Source organism: Streptomyces albidochromogenes (genome assembly GCF_005981925.1).
Taxonomy (GTDB): Bacteria; Actinomycetota; Actinomycetes; order Streptomycetales; family Streptomycetaceae; genus Streptomyces; species Streptomyces albidochromogenes.
Map to the genome: position 1 here is coordinate 1 of NZ_VBVX01000038.1, position 17,508 is coordinate 17,508.

17 protein-coding genes are annotated in these 17,508 nt (G+C 73.4%); 8 read left to right on the plus strand and 9 right to left on the minus strand.

All coding sequences use genetic code 11. The features are described 5' to 3' along the window. Positions 1-110: 110 nt before the first annotated feature. The 4 genes from E2E34_RS07890 to E2E34_RS07905 are packed head-to-tail and all read left to right on the plus strand — an operon-like array spanning position 111 to position 2,770. Positions 111-539, plus strand: a complete 429-nt coding sequence (locus E2E34_RS07890) for a roadblock/LC7 domain-containing protein (protein ID WP_138898592.1) — start codon at positions 111-113, stop codon at positions 537-539. Then, positions 536-898: a DUF742 domain-containing protein gene (locus tag E2E34_RS07895; RefSeq protein ID WP_028811218.1), complete on the plus strand. Its 363-nt coding sequence runs from the start codon at positions 536-538 to the stop codon at positions 896-898. Before E2E34_RS07890 ends, E2E34_RS07895 begins: the two co-directional genes overlap by 4 nt. Continuing rightward, a complete protein-coding gene (locus tag E2E34_RS07900; protein ID WP_138901204.1) occupies positions 879-1,505 on the plus strand; it encodes a GTP-binding protein in 627 nt (208 codons plus the stop codon). Before E2E34_RS07895 ends, E2E34_RS07900 begins: the two co-directional genes overlap by 20 nt. Continuing rightward, entirely contained in the window at positions 1,502-2,770 is a 1,269-nt protein-coding gene (locus E2E34_RS07905; protein ID WP_138901205.1) for a cytochrome P450, read from the plus strand. Before E2E34_RS07900 ends, E2E34_RS07905 begins: the two co-directional genes overlap by 4 nt. A gap of 85 nt (positions 2,771-2,855) precedes the next feature. Here the strand turns inward: E2E34_RS07905 and E2E34_RS07910 are convergent, their stop codons facing one another. Continuing rightward, positions 2,856-4,079, minus strand: a complete 1,224-nt coding sequence (locus tag E2E34_RS07910) for a cytochrome P450 (protein ID WP_138901206.1) — start codon at positions 4,077-4,079, stop codon at positions 2,856-2,858. 186 nt (positions 4,080-4,265) lie between these two features. Continuing rightward, entirely contained in the window at positions 4,266-5,510 is a 1,245-nt protein-coding gene (locus tag E2E34_RS07915; RefSeq protein ID WP_138901228.1) for a cytochrome P450, read from the minus strand. A gap of 236 nt (positions 5,511-5,746) precedes the next feature. On the opposite strand from E2E34_RS07915, the gene E2E34_RS07920 reads away from it, so the two are divergent. Next, the gene (locus E2E34_RS07920; protein ID WP_138901207.1) at positions 5,747-6,916 is read left to right on the plus strand and encodes a steroid 3-ketoacyl-CoA thiolase; all 1,170 of its coding nucleotides are present in this window, start codon (positions 5,747-5,749) and stop codon (positions 6,914-6,916) included. Positions 6,917-6,937: 21 nt separating this feature from the next. Here the strand turns inward: E2E34_RS07920 and E2E34_RS07925 are convergent, their stop codons facing one another. From E2E34_RS07925 to E2E34_RS07950, 6 genes are all read right to left on the minus strand, one after another. Beyond that, positions 6,938-7,756: an ECF transporter S component gene (locus E2E34_RS07925; protein WP_138901208.1), complete on the minus strand. Its 819-nt coding sequence runs from the start codon at positions 7,754-7,756 to the stop codon at positions 6,938-6,940. Then, positions 7,753-9,615 carry an ABC transporter ATP-binding protein gene (locus tag E2E34_RS07930; RefSeq protein ID WP_138901209.1) on the minus strand — a complete coding sequence of 621 codons (1,863 nt, stop codon included), beginning with the start codon at positions 9,613-9,615 and terminating at the stop codon, positions 7,753-7,755. The genes E2E34_RS07925 and E2E34_RS07930 overlap by 4 nt, the downstream gene beginning before the upstream one ends. Further along, positions 9,612-10,745 carry an energy-coupling factor transporter transmembrane component T gene (locus tag E2E34_RS07935; protein ID WP_425573417.1) on the minus strand — a complete coding sequence of 378 codons (1,134 nt, stop codon included), beginning with the start codon at positions 10,743-10,745 and terminating at the stop codon, positions 9,612-9,614. The genes E2E34_RS07930 and E2E34_RS07935 overlap by 4 nt, the downstream gene beginning before the upstream one ends. A gap of 5 nt (positions 10,746-10,750) precedes the next feature. Further along, entirely contained in the window at positions 10,751-11,434 is a 684-nt protein-coding gene (locus E2E34_RS07940) for an SCO2322 family protein (RefSeq protein ID WP_138901211.1), read from the minus strand. Further along, on the minus strand, positions 11,431-12,684 hold the full coding sequence (locus E2E34_RS07945; RefSeq protein WP_138901212.1) for an SCO2321 family membrane protein: 1,254 nt from the start codon (positions 12,682-12,684) through the stop codon (positions 11,431-11,433). Before E2E34_RS07945 ends, E2E34_RS07940 begins: the two co-directional genes overlap by 4 nt. A gap of 251 nt (positions 12,685-12,935) precedes the next feature. After that, positions 12,936-13,529 (minus strand): MBL fold metallo-hydrolase, encoded by a 594-nt coding sequence (locus E2E34_RS07950; protein WP_138901213.1) that lies wholly within the window; start codon positions 13,527-13,529, stop codon positions 12,936-12,938. A gap of 152 nt (positions 13,530-13,681) precedes the next feature. On the opposite strand from E2E34_RS07950, the gene E2E34_RS07955 reads away from it, so the two are divergent. Further along, positions 13,682-14,578 carry a GlxA family transcriptional regulator gene (locus E2E34_RS07955; protein ID WP_138901229.1) on the plus strand — a complete coding sequence of 299 codons (897 nt, stop codon included), beginning with the start codon at positions 13,682-13,684 and terminating at the stop codon, positions 14,576-14,578. On the opposite strand, the gene E2E34_RS07960 is transcribed toward E2E34_RS07955, so the two are convergent. Then, positions 14,559-15,596 (minus strand): Strvi_7410 family MBL fold metallo-hydrolase, encoded by a 1,038-nt coding sequence (locus E2E34_RS07960; RefSeq protein ID WP_138901214.1) that lies wholly within the window; start codon positions 15,594-15,596, stop codon positions 14,559-14,561. The two genes, E2E34_RS07955 and E2E34_RS07960, sit on opposite strands and share 20 nt — an antisense overlap. Before the next feature lie 199 nt (positions 15,597-15,795). On the opposite strand from E2E34_RS07960, the gene E2E34_RS07965 reads away from it, so the two are divergent. Both E2E34_RS07965 and E2E34_RS07970 read left to right on the plus strand, forming a co-directional pair. Further along, positions 15,796-17,262, plus strand: a complete 1,467-nt coding sequence (locus tag E2E34_RS07965; protein WP_138901215.1) for an aldehyde dehydrogenase — start codon at positions 15,796-15,798, stop codon at positions 17,260-17,262. Continuing rightward, positions 17,259-17,495: a ferredoxin gene (locus E2E34_RS07970; RefSeq protein WP_138901216.1), complete on the plus strand. Its 237-nt coding sequence runs from the start codon at positions 17,259-17,261 to the stop codon at positions 17,493-17,495. Before E2E34_RS07965 ends, E2E34_RS07970 begins: the two co-directional genes overlap by 4 nt. The last annotated feature ends 13 nt before the right edge of the window (positions 17,496-17,508 follow it).

A 17,508-nucleotide genomic window follows, 5' to 3' on the forward strand; every position in this document is an offset into this window, starting at 1 on the left:
GCACCACCGTGCCCCACCCCCGCTTGCCGCCGCCCCCGGGCGGCCGGATCTCTCACCTGACCACCGAGATTGGAGGCACGGGCCGAGCGAGCCCCGCGCCCGACCGGCCCATGACCACCGTGCAGACCACCGACACCAGCCTCACCTGGCTCCTGGACAACCTCGTGGAGCGCACCCCCGGCACCCGGCACGCCCTGGTGCTCTCCCGCGACGGGCTCAAGCTCTGCCGCAGCAGCCACCTCACCCTCGACCAGGCCGACCAGCTGGCCGCCATCTCCTCCGGAATGCAGTCCCTCGCCCACGGCGCCTCGGTGGAGTTCGGCGACGGCACCGGAGGCGTCAATCACCTGATGGCCGAGTTCCGGGGCGGACTGCTCCTCATCGTCGAGGCCGGCGAGGGCGCCCACCTCGCCGTCGTGGCCGCCGACAGCGCCGACCCCGGTGTGGTCGGCCACAACATGAGCGAGATGGTCGAGCAGATCGGCGAGCACCTGCGGGCCGAACCGCGCAACCGTGCGCAGGACAGTCCGACGTCATGACCCGCCGCCCCGTCGACACCGGGTCTCCGGACCGCCTCTACACGGTGACCGGTGGCCGCAGCCACACCGCGGACACCACGGTGTTCGATCTGGTGACCCTGGTGGTCAGCGAGTGCGACCCGACCCCGGGCATGCAGTCGGAGCACGTACGGATCCTCACCCTGTGCCGCCACCCCGCCGCGGTGGTGGAGATCGCCGCCGAACTGCGCATGCCCATCACCGTCGTACGGATCCTCCTGGAGGACCTGCTGGCCGCCGGGCGGATCACCGCCCGCCGCCCCCGGGCCGCCGCGGCCGCCGCCGACCTGCCCGAATCCGCCCTGCTGAAGGAGGTGCTGCATGGACTCCGCAATCTCTGAGGCGCCCGCACAGGCGCCGGAGCGCACGCCCCTCGCCGACGCCGCCGACACCGGACTGAAGATCGTCATCGTCGGCGGGTTCGGCGTGGGCAAGACCACGCTCGTCAGGTCGGTGAGCGAGATCCGCCCGCTGAACACCGAGGAGTACATGACGCAGGCCGGTGTCGGCGTCGACGAGACCACCGGCCTCGCGCACAAGACCACCACCACGGTGGCCTTCGACTTCGGCCGGATCAGTCTCAACGAGACCAAGGTGCTCTACCTGTTCGGCGCACCCGGGCAGGAACGTTTCTGGTTCCTGTGGGACCGGCTGTTCTCCGGCACCCTCGGCGCGGTCGTCCTGGTCGACACCCGGCGCATGAGCGACTCCTGGTACGCCATCGACCGTCTCGAACACCACAGGACGCCCTTCGTCGTCGCCGTCAACCGGTTCGACGACGACGCCGCGTACCACTCCCTGGACGAGATCCGCCAGGCACTGGCGCTCCCCGGCCACATCCCCCTGCTCGACTGCGACGCCCGGGTGCGCAGCGACGGCAAACGCGTCTTGATCACCCTCGTCGACCACCTCTACAAGCTGGCCCTGGCCCAGGAGACGACCACATGAGCGACCCCACCGCCCACGCCTCTGGGGCGACTCCTCCGCCGGGCTGCCCCGCGCACGCGGGCGCGGTCCGGCTCGGCGGCCTCCAGTACCAGCAGACGCCCGCCGAGCTCTACCGCGCGCTGCGCCGCGAACACGGCGCCGTGGCGCCGGTGCTGCTGGACGGCGACATCCCGGCGTGGCTGGTCCTCGGCTACTCCGAGGTCTCCTATGTCACCACCCACGACGAGCTGTTCGCCCGCGACTCCCGCCGCTGGAACCAGTGGGACGCGATCCCGGCCGACTGGCCGCTGCTGCCGTACGTCGGCTACCAGCCCTCGGTCCTGTTCACCGAGGGACTGGAACACCAGCGCCGCGCCGGGGTCATCAGCGAGGCCCTGGAGGCCGTCGACCAGTTCGAGTTCGGCTACAACTGCCGGCGGATCGCCGACGAGCTCATCGACGGGTTCGCGGGCAGCGGCCAGGCCGAGCTGATGGCGGCGTACGCCCACGCCCTGCCGATGCGCGCGGCGGTCCAGATGTGCGGCATGCCGGCCCACAGCACCGACACCGACGAGCTCGTCGAGGACCTGCGGATGTCCCTGGACGCGGCGGAGGGCGACGACCCGGTGGCCGCGTACGGACGGGTGGGGCAGCGCCTGGCGGCGCTCGTCAAGGAGAAGCGGGACGCCCCCGGCCCGGACGTCATCTCCCGGATGATCACCCACCCGGCGGGGCTGGCGGACGAGGAGATCGTCCAGGACCTCATCTCCATCATCGCCGCCGCCCAGCAGCCGACCGCGAACTGGATCGGGAACACCCTGCGGCGGCTGCTCACCGACGACCGGTTCGCGCTGAACGTCTCGGGCGGGCGGCTCAGCGTCGGGCAGGCCCTCAACGAGGTCCTCTGGCTGGAAACCCCCACCCAGAACTTCATCGGCCGCTGGGCCGACCGCGACGTCCAGCTCGGCGGCCGCCACATCAAGGCCGGCGACTGCCTGGTGCTCGGCTTCGCGGCGGCCAACACCGACCCGCAGATCTGGCCGGAGGGCCACGTCGGCGCGGAGGGCAACTCCTCGCACCTGTCCTTCAGCAACGGCGAGCACCGCTGCCCCTACCCCGCGCCGCAGCTCGCCGACGTCATGGCCCGTACCGCCGTCGAGGCCCTCCTGGAACGCCTCCCCGACGTGATGCTCGCGGTCGAGCCGCAGGAGCTCACCTGGCGGCCGTCCATCTGGATGCGCGGCCTGACCACCCTGCCGGTGTCCTTCACCCCGTCCTCCCACTGACCGGGCGCCCGCGCCGGTGACCCGCTCGGGCCGGGCTCCGGTCACCGGCGACGGGACGGGGGCCGCCCGAGCGGCCCCCGGCCGCTCAGCCGACGGGCGTGAAGGCCACCGGCACGGACCGCGGTCCCCGGGTGAACACCCCCTGCTCGGTGATCTCGGCGCCGTCCGCGAGCCGGATGTCGGGCATCGCGTCGAGCAGCTGGTTCACCCCGGTCCGCACCTCGGCCCGCGCCAGCAGCGCGCCGACGCAGAAGTGCCGCCCGAGGGCGAAGGCCAGGTGGTCGGCCGCGGCGGAGAAGGCGTTCGTCGCGGTGAGGTCCTCGCGGAAGATGTCGAACGTGTCCGGGTCGGCGTACCGGCTCTCGTCGCGGTTGGCGGAGCCGATCAGGCACGTGACGGTCGCGCCGGCCGGGACGGTGCCCCCGCTGAGCGTCACGTCCTTCGCCGTCTGACGCATGATCATGTGCACCGGCGGGGTGAACCGCAGCGTCTCGGCGAAGGCCCGGTCGATGAGCCCGCGGTCCTTCCGCACGGCCGCCAGCTGGTCCGGGTGCGCCAGGAGGTTGGCGAAGAGCGCCGCGATCGCCTTGTCGGTGGTCTCGCCGCCGGCCGCGAGCAGCAGGCTGCAGAACGCCTTGATGTCCTCGTCGCTCATCCGGACGCCGTCCACCTCGGCCTCGCACAGCGTGGACAGCAGGTCGTTGCCGGGCGCCTTCCGGCGCTCCTGGATGATCGGGATCATGTACTGCGCGAACTCGACGCGGGTGCGCTCGCCCGCCGCCGCCACCTCCGGGTCGCCGGCCAGGTTGCCGAGGAACGCGATCACCGTGGTGTACCAGTGGTGGAACTTCGCGTGGTCGCCCTTGTCGAGGCCGAGCATGTCCGCGATGACGTTCACCGGGAAGCGGGTCGCGAAGGCGTCGACGAGATCGACCGCACCCCGGTCCCGGAAGGTGTCGATCAGCTCGCGCGCGTTGCGCTCGATGACCGGCAGGAACATCTCCTGAAGGTCCTTGCCGCGGAACGCGGGGGCCACCAGCGCCCGGCGCACCGCGTGTTCTCGGCCGCTGAGCTGGAGGATCGTCTTCCCGTGCACGGGCTCGATCTGCCAGTCGTAGTTGTCGGTCGTGAACACCGACTCCTTGTCCTTGAACGCCCGTTCCACGTCCTCGTAGCGGGATATGACGTAACTCTGCATCGCCTCGTGCCAGAACAGCGGGGCGGACTCGCGCATCACCTTGTAGGCGGCGTACGGGTTCTCGGCGAACTCGGGCGAGAGAAGGTCGGGGACGTGCTGGGCCGTGGGCACGGTCGGGTGCTCCCTTGAACGGTAAACAGGCGGACACCCGAACGTTATTGATCAAACGTCACCACCGGTAGACCGGACCGCACGCGGCCTCGTGCCCCGGCCGGCGCGCGACGGCTTCGTACGGTGGGAGGTGGGGGCGGGGCGTAGGAGGATCGGCCCCCACCCCCCCGGTCCGGGGCCGCCGGCTCAGCGGGGGGACACCCGGAGTTCCTTGATGCCGTTCAGCCACGCCGAGCGCAGACGGCGCGGGTCGCCCGCGAGCCTGAGGCCGGGCAGGACGTCGGCGATCGCGTTGAAGATGAGGTTGATCTCCAGTACGGCGAGGGACTTGCCGAGGCAGAAGTGCGGCCCCCCGCCGCCGAACCCGAGGTGCGGGTTCGGGTCACGCGTGATGTCGAAGGTCCCGGGCGCGGTGAAGACCTCCGGATCGTTGTTGGCCGACGAGTAGAACAGGCCGACGCGGTCGCCCTTGCCGATCCGCTGCCCGCCCAGTTCGACCTCCTGCGTCGCCGTCCGCTGGAACGCCACCACCGGCGTCGCCCACCGCACGATCTCCTCCGCCGTCGTCACGGGGCGCTCCCGCTTGTAGAGCTCCCACTGCCCGGGGTGGGTCAGGAAGGCGTGCATGCCGTGGCTGATGGCGTTGCGCGTCGTCTCGTTGCCGGCCACCGCGAGCAGGATGACGAAGAAGCCGAACTCGTCCGACTGCAGGTTCCCCTCGCCCTCCGCCGCCACGAGCTGCGAGACGATGTCCTTGGCCGGGCACTCCTTGCGCGCGGCCGCCAGATTCATCGCGTACGAGACGATCTCCATCGCCGCCTCGGTGCCGACCTCCTCGGTGATGGCGTACTCGGGATCGTCGTACGCCGCCATCTTGTTCGACCAGTCGAAGATCTTGGTCCGGTCCTCCTGTGGTACGCCGATGAGCTCGGCGATCGCTTGCAGGGGGAGTTCGACGGCGATGCGGGTGACGAAGTCGAAGGTGTCGTCGTCGGCCGCCTCGGCGAGGGCCGTCTCGACGATCGAGCGGGCGCGGGCGCGCAGGGCGCCTTCCAGGGAGCGGATCGCGCGCGGGGTGAAGCCGCGCTGGACGATCTGGCGGACCCGGGTGTGTTCCGGCGGGTCCATGTTGAGCATGATCAGCTTCTGGACCTCGATCTGGTCGCGGCTGATCGTCTCGTTGAAGCGGATGACCGCGGTGTTGGTGTGCGAGGAGAAGAGCTCCGGGTGCGTGGAGACGTACTTGACGTCGGCGTGCCGGGTCACGGCCCAGTAGCCCTCGTCGTCGAAGCCCGAGATGCCGGGGGGCTGCGCGCACCACCAGACCGGCGCGGTCCGCCGCGCCTGCGCGAACTCCGGATGCGGTACGCGGGCTTGGAGCAGGTCGGGGTCGGTGAAGTCGAACCCGTCGGGCAGCGCGGGGCAGTGCATCGGCAGCTCCAATGTCTGACGACCCATCAGAAGTTGCCGGGAATGTAGTAACGAGTTCTATAAGTGGCAAGGCCCGCGGCGCCAACTGTTGCGTGCGGAGTACGTGCACAACGCGTGCAAGACCCTTGCGCTGTCGGGGCGGCACTCATAAGACTGCTCAGAGAACTAGAACGCGTACTAGTTGGCAGCCGCCGTGGGCGCCGGGGGAGGTCCTGCGGGTGAGGAGAGGACGGCTCATGGCCGCGGAACCCGTCATCGTCGAAGCCGTACGCACCCCCATCGGCAAGCGCGGAGGCGCGCTCGCCAATCTGCACCCCGCCTATCTGCTCGGCGAGACGTACCGCGAACTCCTCGGCCGTACGTCCATCCACGCCGACTGCGTCGAACAGATCGTCGGCGGTACGGTCACCCACGCCGGCGAGCAGTCCATGAACCCGGCCCGCACCGCGTGGCTGGCGGTGGGCCTGCCGTACGAGACGGCCGCCACGACCGTCGACTGCCAGTGCGGCTCGTCCCAGCAGGCGAGTCACATGGTCGCCAACATGATCGCCGCCGGGGTCATCGACGTCGGCATCAGCTGCGGCGTCGAAGCCATGTCGCGGGTGCCGCTCGGGTCCGGGTCCAAGCACGGGCCGGGGAAGCCGTGGCCGGACGAGTGGAACGTCGACCTGCCCAACCAGTTCGAGGCGGCCGAGCGGATCGCCCGCAAGCGCGGCCTGACGCGCGAACGTGTCGACTCGCTCGGCCTGCTGTCGCAGGAGCGGGCGGCGACCGCCTGGGCGGAGGAGCGCTTCAAGCGCGAGACGTTCGCCGTGCAGGTGCCGACGACCGAGGAGGAGCAGGCGGGCGGGCAGGGCATGTGGCGGCTCGTCGACCGCGACGAGGGGCTGCGGGACACCTCGATGGAGGCGCTGGCCCGGCTCAAACCGGTCATGCCGACCGCCGTGCACACGGCGGGCAACTCCTCGCAGATATCCGACGGCGCGAGCGCGATCATGTGGGCGTCCAAGCGGATGGCGCGGGCCCTCAAGCTCAAGCCGCGCGCCCGGATCGTCGCCCAGGCCCTCGTCGGTTCCGACCCGCACTTCCACCTCGACGGGCCGATCGACGCGACGCGCGCGGTGCTCGGTAAGGCGGGCATGTCGCTCAAGGACATCGACCTCGTGGAGATCAACGAGGCGTTCGCATCGGTGGTGCTGAGCTGGGCACAGGTCTTCGACCAGGACCTGGCGAAGGTGAACGTGAACGGCGGGGCGATCGCGCTCGGCCATCCCGTGGGCGCGACCGGCGCCCGTCTGATCGCCACGGCCCTGCACGAACTGGAGCGGCGCGACAAGGAGTTCGCGCTCGTCACGATGTGCGCGGGCGGCGCGCTGGCCACCGGGACGATCATCCAGCGGCTGTAGGCGGGCCCGGGGACCGTGGGGTCAGGGCCCGGGGGCCTCGAAGGCGACCTCGGCCTCGAAGGCGGCGCGGCGCGTGGCGCGGCGCAGTGCCTTGAGCAGGGTGGCGCCGATGGTCAGGGTCAGTACGACCGTGAGGGCGGCGCGGCCCAGGTCCCAGCCGAGGGAGGTGGTGACGCAGTACGCGAGGAAGCGCGCCAGGTTCTCGTGCACCGGATCGCCCGGGTGGAAGGAGACGCCGGACGCCATGCCGCCGATGTACGTCCAGCCCTGCAGGTTCATGACGGTGCCGTAGAGGAAGGCCGCCAGGAAGCCGTACGCCGCCAGCAGCGCCAGTTCCGCACGGCCGCGCAGGCGCCGCGCGCCCGGCAGCAGGCCGGCGCCCATCGTGAACCAGCCCATGGACAGCATCTGGAACGGCATCCACGGCCCGACCCCGCCCGTGAGCAGCGCGGAAGCGAACATGGTCACCGCTCCCAGCACGAACCCGAAGCCGGGGCCGAGGACACGGCCGCTCAGCACCATCAGGAAGAACATCGGCTCCAGACCGGCCGTCCCGGCCCCGAGCGGCCGCAGCGCCGCGCCGACGGCGGCCAGTACGCCCAGCATCGCGACGGCCTTCGCGTCGAGCCCCGCGTCGGAGATCGTCGCGACGACCACGGCGACGAGCAGCGGCAGGAGCACGGCGAGCAGCCAGGGGGCGTCCTGGGCGTGCGCGCCCGCGAGTCCCGAGCCGGGGGCGGCGAGCAGCGGCCAGCCGAAGGCGATCACCCCGATGACGCTGATGAGCAGGAGCGCGGCGACGGAGCGGGGGCCGAGGCGTACCGGCTTCGGGGTGCTCATGCCGTCGCCCCGGCGAGGGCGGCGCGTACCTGCGCGACGGTCAGCCAGTGCTGCGGGGCGAGGATCTTCGCCACCTGCGGCGCGAACGCGGGGGAGGAGACGACCACCTCGGCCGTCGGGCCGTCCGCGACCACCTCTCCGTCGGCCAGGATCACGACGCGGTGCGCCAGTTCGGCCGCGAGCTCCACGTCGTGCGTCGCCAGTACGATCGCGTGCCCCTGGCCGGCGAGGCGGCGCAGCAGGGCCACCAGGCGGGCCTTGGCGGCGTAGTCGAGGCCGCGCGTGGGCTCGTCGAGCAGCAGGAGCGGGGGGCGTGCGGTGAGTACGACGGCAAGGGCCAGGGCGAGGCGCTGGCCCTCCGACAGGTCGCGGGGGTGGGTGCCGTCCTGGATGCCCGGGAGCAGTTCGGCGACCAGGGCCCGGCAGGCGCCCGGCTCCGCACCGGCGTCCCGGTCGGCCGCCGCGCACTCGGCGGCGACGGTGTCGGCGTACAGCAGGTCGCGCGGCTCCTGCGGGACCAGGCCGACCTCGCGGACCATGTCGCGGGGCCGGGTGCGGTGCGGGGTGCGGCCGCCGACGGTGACGGAGCCCGAGGTGGGCTCGATCATGCCGACGAGGGCGGAGAGCAGGGTGGACTTGCCGGCGCCGTTGCGTCCCATGAGGGCGACGGTCTCGCCGGGGGAGACGCGCAGGTCCACGCGGCGCAGGGCCTCGACCCGGTCGCGGCGGACGCCGAGGCCGGTGACGGTGGCCACGGCCCTGGTGCCGCCGCGGGCCGCCCCCGCCGGCGCGGCGCTCGCCCGGCGGCCCAGCAGGCGCCCGAGCCTCCCCGCCGGCCGCCCCTCCCCGGCCGCACCCGGCGCGCGACCGCCGGGCCCCCGGTCCGCGCCGGACAGCGGGTCGCCCCCGGGGTGCGGGGCGGCCGCCCGGGCCGGCCCGGACCGCGCACCGGAGCCGGGGCCCTGACCGGCGCCCGTGCCGGGCGCGGCCCCCGACGGCGTTCCCGGGGCCGGGTGCGAGGCGGGTCCCCGGGCCGGGGTCCCGGCGGCCAGGCGCTCCCGCAGGGCCGCGGCACGGCGGCGGGCATCGCGTACGGACAGGGGCAGCGGGGTCCAGCCCGCCAGGCGGCCCAGGGCCACCACCGGCGGATGCACCGGCGAGTCCGCCATGATGTCGGCGGGCACGCCCATGCGCGGCGCCTCGCCCGGACCCGGCAGCAGGATCACCTGGTCCGCGTACTGCACCACCCGCTCCAGCCGGTGCTCGGCCAGCAGCACGGTCGTCCCCAGGTCGTGGACCAGGCGCTGCAGCACCGCGAGCACCTCCTCCGCGGCAGCCGGGTCCAGCGCCGACGTCGGCTCGTCCAGCACCAGGACCTTCGGGTGCGGGGTGAGGACCGAGCCGATCGCCACGCGCTGCCGCTGGCCGCCGGAGAGGGTGGCGATCGGGCGGTCGCGCAGCTCCGCGAGGCCGAGCAGGTCCAGCGTCTCCTCGACCCGGCGGCGCATCACGGCGGGCGCGAGCCCCAGCGACTCCATGCCGTACGCCAGCTCGTCCTCGACGGTGTCGGTGACGAAGTGGGCGAGCGGGTCCTGGCCCACCGTCCCGACCAGATCGGCCAGTTCGCGCGGCTTGTGGGTCCGGGTGTCCCGGCCGTCGACCGTCACCCGCCCGCGCAGGGTGCCGCCCGTGAAGTGCGGAACGAGACCGCAGACCGCGCCGAGCAGCGTCGACTTGCCGACTCCGGAGGGGCCGACGAGGAGCACCAGCTCGCCCTCCGGCACCGTGAGGTCCACGCCCCGGATCGCGGGCGACGCGGCGTCGTCGTAACGGACCGACACATTCTCGAACCGGATCACTTCGCAGTCGCTTTCATCACAGGGGACACGTGAGGCACCGGGGCCACGTCGGGCACCGGAGCCACGAACGCCGGCAGCAGGCCGATCAGCACGGACGCCGCCGGCCACACCGGGAGTTCCGGCGCGACCAGGGGCACCACCGACGGGTGCAGGGCCGCCGGGTCGTACGCGGCCGCCCACATCATCAGCGCCGCGACCGCCACCCCGGACCCGGCCACCAGCCACGCCCGTACGCCCCACTCGTCGGGGCGGTAGCGGGTCCGCACGCCGCGCCGGCCGCCGAGCCGCAGCCCCGCCAGCGCGGCGAGGAGCCCCGCGGCCAGCACCGGAAGCCCGTACGACGCGCCGCCGGCCGTCAGCAGGCCGTACAGACCGGCGCACACCCCCAGCAGCCCGCCCAGTGTCAGCGCGCCGGTCGTGTGCCGGACGGCGGGAGGGACCGGGGCGGTGCGGCCGTAGCCGCGCGCGTCCATCGACGCGGCCACCGCCACGGACCGCTCCAGCGCCCCCTCCAGCACCGGCAGCCCGATCTGCAGCACCGCGCGCACGCCCCCGGTCGGCCTGCCGCGCAGGCGGCGGGCGGTGCGCAGCCGCACCACGTCGGCCACCATGTTCGGCGCGAACGTCATCGCCACGACGACGGCGACCCCCGCCTCGTACAGCGCGCCCGGCAGCGATTTCAGCAGCCGGGCCGGGTTGGCGAGCGCGTTGGCCGCACCCACGCAGATCAGGAGCGTGGCGAGCTTCGCCCCGTCGTACGCCGCGAAGACCAGCTGCTCGGCCGTCACGCGCCCGCCGATGCGCACGCCCTGCGCCCAGCTCGGCAACGGGACTTCGGGGAGGTGGACCAGGGTGTGACTGCCCGGGATCGACGAGCCGAAGAACGTCGAGAAGACGAGACGGATGCCGATGACGAGCAGGCCGAGCTTCACGAAGGCGCCGTACGAACGCGCCCAGGGCGCGTCGGTGCGCCGGGCGGCCACCACGTACCCCGCCACCCCCACCAGCATCCCCAGCAGCAGCGGATTGGTGGTCCTCGACGCGGCGGCGGCCAGCCCGAGCGCCCACAGCCACCAGGCCCCGGCGTGCAGGGCGTTGCTGCGGCTCGCTCGCGGCGCGCGCAGGGTCATGGACGTCATCCGCGGCGGCGGCGCGCCTGCCACACGCCCGCGACGCCGAGCGCCAGCACGGCGGCGAGGCCCACGAGCAGTCCGGCGGAGGGCCCACCGTTCCCGTCGTCCGCGCCACTCCCGTCGGCGGCCGGCGACCCCGGCCGGTCCTCGCGGCCCGAGACCTGCTCCCCGCACCCGGTCTTCGGGTAGCCGGAGATCGCGCACAGCAGCGCCGTGCTGTCGTACCGCAGCGGCTTCGCCACCGAGGCGAGCGCGTCCGCGGCGGTGGCGTCCGCGGCGGTCCGCGCGCACGCGGTGCGGCGCGCGGGCGGCCGCTCGCCCGCCGGGGCGTCGGCCGCCGTACCGGGGTCGATGACGACGGCGACCCGCTTGGCGCCCTCCCGGGCGGGCGTCCCGGCGCAGATGCCGTCGAAGGAACCGGCGGCGTGGCGCGGCTTCGCGGAGCCCCCCGAGTCCTCGCTCACCGAGAACCGGAAGCCGATCACGTCGCCGTCCGAGGGCCTGGCGGTGGCGGGACCCAGGGTGGCGTACGTCCACGCGCCGCCGTCGCTCTCCCAGAACGACCAGTAGCGGTAGCCGGTGGCCGCCTGCGCGGGCCCGGCGCCGAGCACCGCCGCGAGCACCGCGAGGAGCGCGGCGACGGGCACGGGGAAGAGGGCGGACCGGCGGGTGCGTACCGCCGTCACGGCTGCTGGTTCTTCTTCTTGCGGCCGCTGAACAGGATGCCGACGCCGACGCTCGCGACGAACAGGATCGCGACGAGCCACCAGTCGCCGAAGCCGTTCCCGCTGTCCTTCTTGTCCTTCTTCTCGTCCTCGCCGGACTTCGTCGCCGCCGCCTCGGGGGCCGGGCCGGTCGCGTTGAGCGCCGTCACCAGGTTCGTGCCGCCGAAGCTCTTCGGGTCGGTCCCGGTCGCGTTCGCGGCGAAGACCAGCTGCGCGTACGCGGCGGGGCCGTTCTCCTTCGCCCAGTCGGCCGCGTTCTTCTCCAGCCACTCCAGCGGCCTGCTCGCCTGCTCGGCGCCGCCCTGCGCGGCGAGCGCGACGACGGCGTCGGCGGTGTTGCCGAAGTCGGGCTGCGCCTTGGTGTCCTCGGCGCCCGGCATGGGAGGCGTGTCGAGGTGGCCCGACTTCGCGAGTACGGCGTCGAGGTGGGCGGCGCCGTTCGCGGCGGCCCGCGCGGGCGTCAGGTCGCCCTTGACGCACGTGACGGGCTTCGAGGGCTTGTCCGCCGGCTTCTTCGCCCGGGCGTCCAGGCCCTGGCCGAGTCCGGCCAGTACACCCGCCGCCGTCGCGTCGGCGTTGGGCGCGAGCTTGCCCGACTTGTCCGGCTGGTACGCGAACGCGCCGCCGCCCGTCTTCGCGTCGCACGGCACCGAGAAGGTGACCAGGGCGTCGTACGGCGACTTGCCCTTCTTCGACTTCACCCCGGCCGGCTTCTCGCCCGCAGCGGCCAGCGCGCCGATCACGACCGACGTGGAGTTGGCGTCGCTCGGGCTGCCCGGGTTGTAGCCCCAGCCGCCGTCCTGGTTCTGCACGCCCTTCAGCCAGCCGACGCCCTTCTTCACGGCGGCGTCCTGGCCGCCGAGCGCGCTCAGCGCCTGCACGGCGGCGGCGGTGGCGTTGCTGTCCAGCATCGTCTTCGAGGTGCACGCCTCGGCCGCGTCGGCGCGGAAGGACGCGAAGCCACCGCTGTCGCACTGCTGCCCGACGAGCCAGTTCACGGCCTTCGCGGCGGGCTCGACGCCCACCGTGTCCTGGGCGAGGAGCGCCAGCGACTGCCGCCAGACACCGTCGTACGTCGGGTCCTTCTCGCCGTAGAGGCCCGAGGGGATCACGGGCGTGGGGGAGGGCGCGGCGACGGCGGCCGTGGCGGCGGACGCGCAGAGTACGGCGGAAGCGGCGAGCACGGCGGCTGCGCTGCGGCGAAGGGTCATGACGGGCGGGGGCCTCTCCTGCTGAGGAGCCGGGCCCGGGCGCGCGGGAACCACGCACCAGGCTCCGGCTCCGTATACCTCGACGGTGCCGAGCCAGTAGTCATGCCGGACCGGGCGTTCCGACTCTCCGCCCACCAGGTGGGGGGTTACGGCTGCGGGTCAGTGCCGGATTCGCACCGGCTTCTCCTAGAACGGCATGATGACGACTCGCACACTCTACCGGCCGCCCCGCGGCCGCCTCCGGGCCGCCTCTAGAGCGGTACGGCCTCGTCCGCCGCGAAGGCGGGGCCGTGACCGGGGACGATCACGTCCGCGACGGCGAGGACCCGCTCCCTGCTCGCCCGCAGCCGGGCCAGGTCCGGTGCGACCGGGTCCTCGACCGGGCCGTCCGGCCGCCACCACAGGTCGCCCACGAACGCGACCACCGCGTCCGGGGTGCCGACCAGCACGGTCACGTCCTGCGCGCTGTGCCCCGGCGTCCTGATCAGCCGGACCGACGGGGTCAGTTCGTGCCCCTCCGCGTCCCGGTCGGTCCACTGGTCCGCCTGGTAGACGGCCTTGTGGTCGTGCATCCGGGCCCGGCCGAACAGCCCGGCGTTGATGGTGTTGTCGGGGTGGTGGTGGCTGAGCACGACATCGGTGACGTCGTCGGCGCCCACACCCCGCGCGGCGAGCGGACCGAGGATGCGGTCCCGGCTCGCGACCATGCCGGGGTCGATGACGATGTGCAGGTCCCCGTCGGTCACGTAGGAGACGGTGGCGGCGACGCCGGGGCCCGTGGAGGTGGTGTAACCGGTGGTCAGGATCGTGTAGTCGGCCGTGCGGCCGCGCGGTGTGTCGCTCATGGGGATCAGTCTTCCGGGGCCGCGGGCCGCGCACGAGTGGCCTGTGTGCCACGCATCGCGGGATTCGTGCCACACGGGGCCCGCCGCACTGCGAGACTTCGGCCGTGCCTCCTTTCCGTACCGTCGCCGCCTACGCGCCCCCGGGGGTCGGCATGCTCAGCGTCGGCGTCGTCGGTGAGATGTTCGGCGGCCCGGACTTCGACTTCGCCCTGTGCGCGGACCGTCCGGGACCCGTGCGCACCGACCTCGGCCTCCCGCTCGCCGTCGAGCACGGCCTCGACCGGCTCGCCGGGGCCGACCTGGTCCTCGCCCTGCCCTGGACCGGCTTCCGCACCTCGCCCCCGGCCGCCGTCCTCGACGCGCTGCGGTCGGCCCACGGGCGCGGCGCCACAGTCGCCGCCCACTGCGTCGGTACGTTCGCCCTCGCCGCCGCAGGTCTGCTCGACGGCCGGCGCGCCACCACCCACTGGCGCTTCGCCGCCCTCCTCGCGACGCTCCACCCGGGCGTCGCGCTCGACACCGGCGCCCTCTACGTCGACGAGGGCCGCGTGGTCACCGGGGCGGGCGCCGCGGCGGGATTCGACCTCTGCCTGCACCTGCTGCGCCGCGAACACGGCGCAGCCGCGGCCAACTCCGTCGCCAGGGACCTCGTCCTGCCGGCGCACCGCGAGGGCGGCCAGGCCCAGTACCTCGCGGCCCCCGTCCCCGAGGACTGCTCCGACGACCGGCTGTCCGAGGTGTTGTCCTGGGCCCGCGCCCACCTCGGCGAGCCGCTGCCGGTCGAGACGCTGGCGCGGCGCGCCCTCATGAGCCGCCGCTCGTTCGCCCGCCGCTTCGCCGCCGCGACCGGCACCACCCCGCACAAGTGGCTGCTCGCGCAGCGCCTGAACGCCGCCGAGGAGCTCCTGGAGACCACGGACCTGCCGGTCGAGGAGGTGGCCCGCCGGGTCGGCTACGCCGGCGCCGCCGTCCTGCGGGAGCAGTTCGTGCGCCGGCGGGGGGTGCCGCCCCGCGCGTACCGCCGGGCGTTCACACAGCGACGTACGTGAGGGGCCCGTCGCCCGGGACCGCCTCCGCGTGGCCCAGTTTCACCAGGCGGCGCAGGTGGGCCTCCGCCTCCGAGACGGCGATGTTCCGCGACCCGTACGGGATCTCGGCCCACGGCCGGTTCCACTCCATCCGCTCGGCGACCTGCCACACGGTGAGCGGTGTGGCCAGCAGGGCGCGCAGGCCGGTGAGGCGTTCCTCGTGGTGGTCGAGGAGTTCGCGCACCCGGGCGGGCGCGTCGGTGAACGCGTGCTGGTGGGCGGGGAGGACCTCGGCGGGGGCGAGGCGGGCGACGCGTTCCAGGGAGTCGAGGTAGTCGCCCAGGGGGTCGGTGACCGTGGTGTCGTCCGGGTCCTCGTACAGGCCGATGTGCGGGGTGATGCCGGGGAGCAGGTGATCGCCGGAGAAGAGGCGGCCGTTGCCGGGGAGGCGGGCCGGGTGCTCCTCCTCCAGGTGCAGGCAGACGTGGCCGGGGGTGTGGCCCGGCGTCCAGATCGCGCGCAGCCGGCGCCCGGCGAGGGGCAGCAGGTCGCCGGGGACGATCTCCCGGTCGGGGAGGGCGGCCCGCAGCCCGGGCAGGGTGCGCGTACGGCCTGAGGCGCGGGCGGCGCGGAGCGGGGTGAGGTGCTCCTCGGGGGCGCCGGCGGCGGTGAGCTTGGCGGTGAGGTAGCCGAGCCAGACGCCGGGGCGCGAGGCCCGGGTCCGGCGTACCACCTCGGTGTCGGCCGCGTGCATGGCGATCCACGCGCCGGACGCCTCGCGCACCTTGCCGGACAGCCCGTGGTGGTCGGGGTGGTGGTGGGTGATGACGACGCCGTGGATGTCGGTGACGGACGTGCCGAGCGCCCGCAGGCCGTCGGCCAGCGTGTCCCAGGAGGCGGGGTCGTCCCAGCCGGTGTCGATCAGGACCGGGCCGGCGTCGGTGTCGAGCAGGTGGACGAGGGTGTGGCCGAGCGGGTTGTCCGGGATCGGCACCTTGAGGGACCACACGCCGCCGCCGTGCCCGGTCACCTGCGCCATGGGTCCCCGATTCCTCGTCCGGCTTCCTGGCCCGTACTGGAACTCGTTCCAATGGTCGCCCAAGTCGACTTCTTTGCAAAGGGGTGGGGAACGCCGTCCGTGGACTGTCGGGACGGGAACTGGTATCAGTTCTGATGCATCGTCAGAAAGCTCGGGCGAGCGTCGCCGGGGCTGTGCGAGCCGTGGGAGGCAGACCGTCATGACCGAGCTTGTGGAGCACCGGAAGCTGTACATCGGCGGCCAGTTGACCGACCCGCTGGGGAGCGAGGTCATCGAGGTCGTCTCGCCGCACACAGAGCAGGTCGTCGGCCGGGTGCCGCACGCCTCCCGGGCCGACGTCGACCGCGCGGTGGCGGTGGCGCGCGAGGCGTTCGACACCGGGCCGTGGCCCCGCGCGACGCTCGACGAACGGATCGCCGTCGTCACCCGGATCAAGGACGCGATCGCCGTACGGCACGAGGAGATCGCCCGCAGCATCACCTCGCAGAACGGGACGCCGTACACCGCGAGCGTCATGATGCAGGCGCTGGCCGCGATGATGGTCTGGGACGCCACCATCGCCGTCGCCCGGGACTTCCCGTACGAGGAGCGGCGGACCGGCGCGCTCGGCCCGATCCTCGTGCGCCGCGAGCCGGCCGGGGTGGTCGCGGCCGTCGTGCCGTGGAACGTCCCGCAGTTCACGGCGGCGGCCAAGCTCGCGCCCGCGCTGCTGGCGGGCTGCACGGCCGTGCTCAAGGTGTCGCCCGAGACGCCCCTCGACGCGTACATCCTCGCCGACATAGCCACCGAGGCCGGGCTGCCCGAGGGCGTCCTGTCCGTCATCCCGGCGGACCGGGAGGTCAGTGAGTACCTGGTCGGGCACCCCGGGATCGACAAGGTGTCGTTCACCGGCTCCGTCGCGGCGGGCCGGCGCGTCATGGAGGTCGCCTCGCGCAACCTCACCCGGGTGACACTGGAGCTCGGCGGCAAGTCGGCGGCCGTGATCCTGCCCGACGCCGACCTGCCGACGGCCGTCGCCGGCATCGTCCCCTTCGCCTGGATGCTCAACGGCCAGGCGTGCGTGGCCCAGACCCGCATCCTCACCCCGCGCTCGCGCTACGACGAGTTCGCCGAGGCGTTCGCGGCGGCGGCCGGCGCGCTCAAGGTCGGCGACCCGTTCGACCCGGCCACCGAGGTCGGCCCGCTCGTCGCCGAACGCCAGCAGCGGCGCTCCCTCGACTACATCAGGATCGGGCAGGAGGAGGGCGCGAAGATCCTGACGGGCGGCGGACGCCCCGCGGGCACGGAGCGCGGCTGGTACGTCGAGCCGACGCTCTTCGGCGGCGTCGACAACTCCATGCGCATCGCCCGCGAGGAGATCTTCGGGCCGGTCATCTGCCTGCTGCCGTACGACGACGAACGCGACGCGGTGCGGATCGCCAACGACTCGGAGTACGGGCTCAGCGGCAGTGTGTGGACCGCCGACACCGAGCACGGGATCGACATCGCCCGGCAGGTCAGGACCGGTACGTACTCCGTGAACACGTTCAGCGTCGACATGCTCGGGCCGTTCGGCGGCTACAAGAACTCAGGTCTCGGCCGGGAGTTCGGCCCCGAGGGGTACGGCGAGTACCTGGAGCACAAGATGATCCATCTGCCGGCGGGCCACGGGCAGGGGGAGGCATGACGGTGGACCGCTGGCACGTCGAGGTCGACCGGGGCGTGTGCATCGGCTCCGGCATGTGCGTGAACCACGCGCCCGGCTCCTTCGCCCTGGACTCCGCCCGCCAGTCGCACCCGGCCGACCCCGAGCTGGACGCGAACGAGAAGGTGCTCGCCGCCGCCGAGGGCTGCCCGGTCGAGGCGATCGCGATCACGCTGCCGGGCAGCGGGGAGGTGGTCTTCCCGCCCGAGGACTGAACCGTCGCACGCC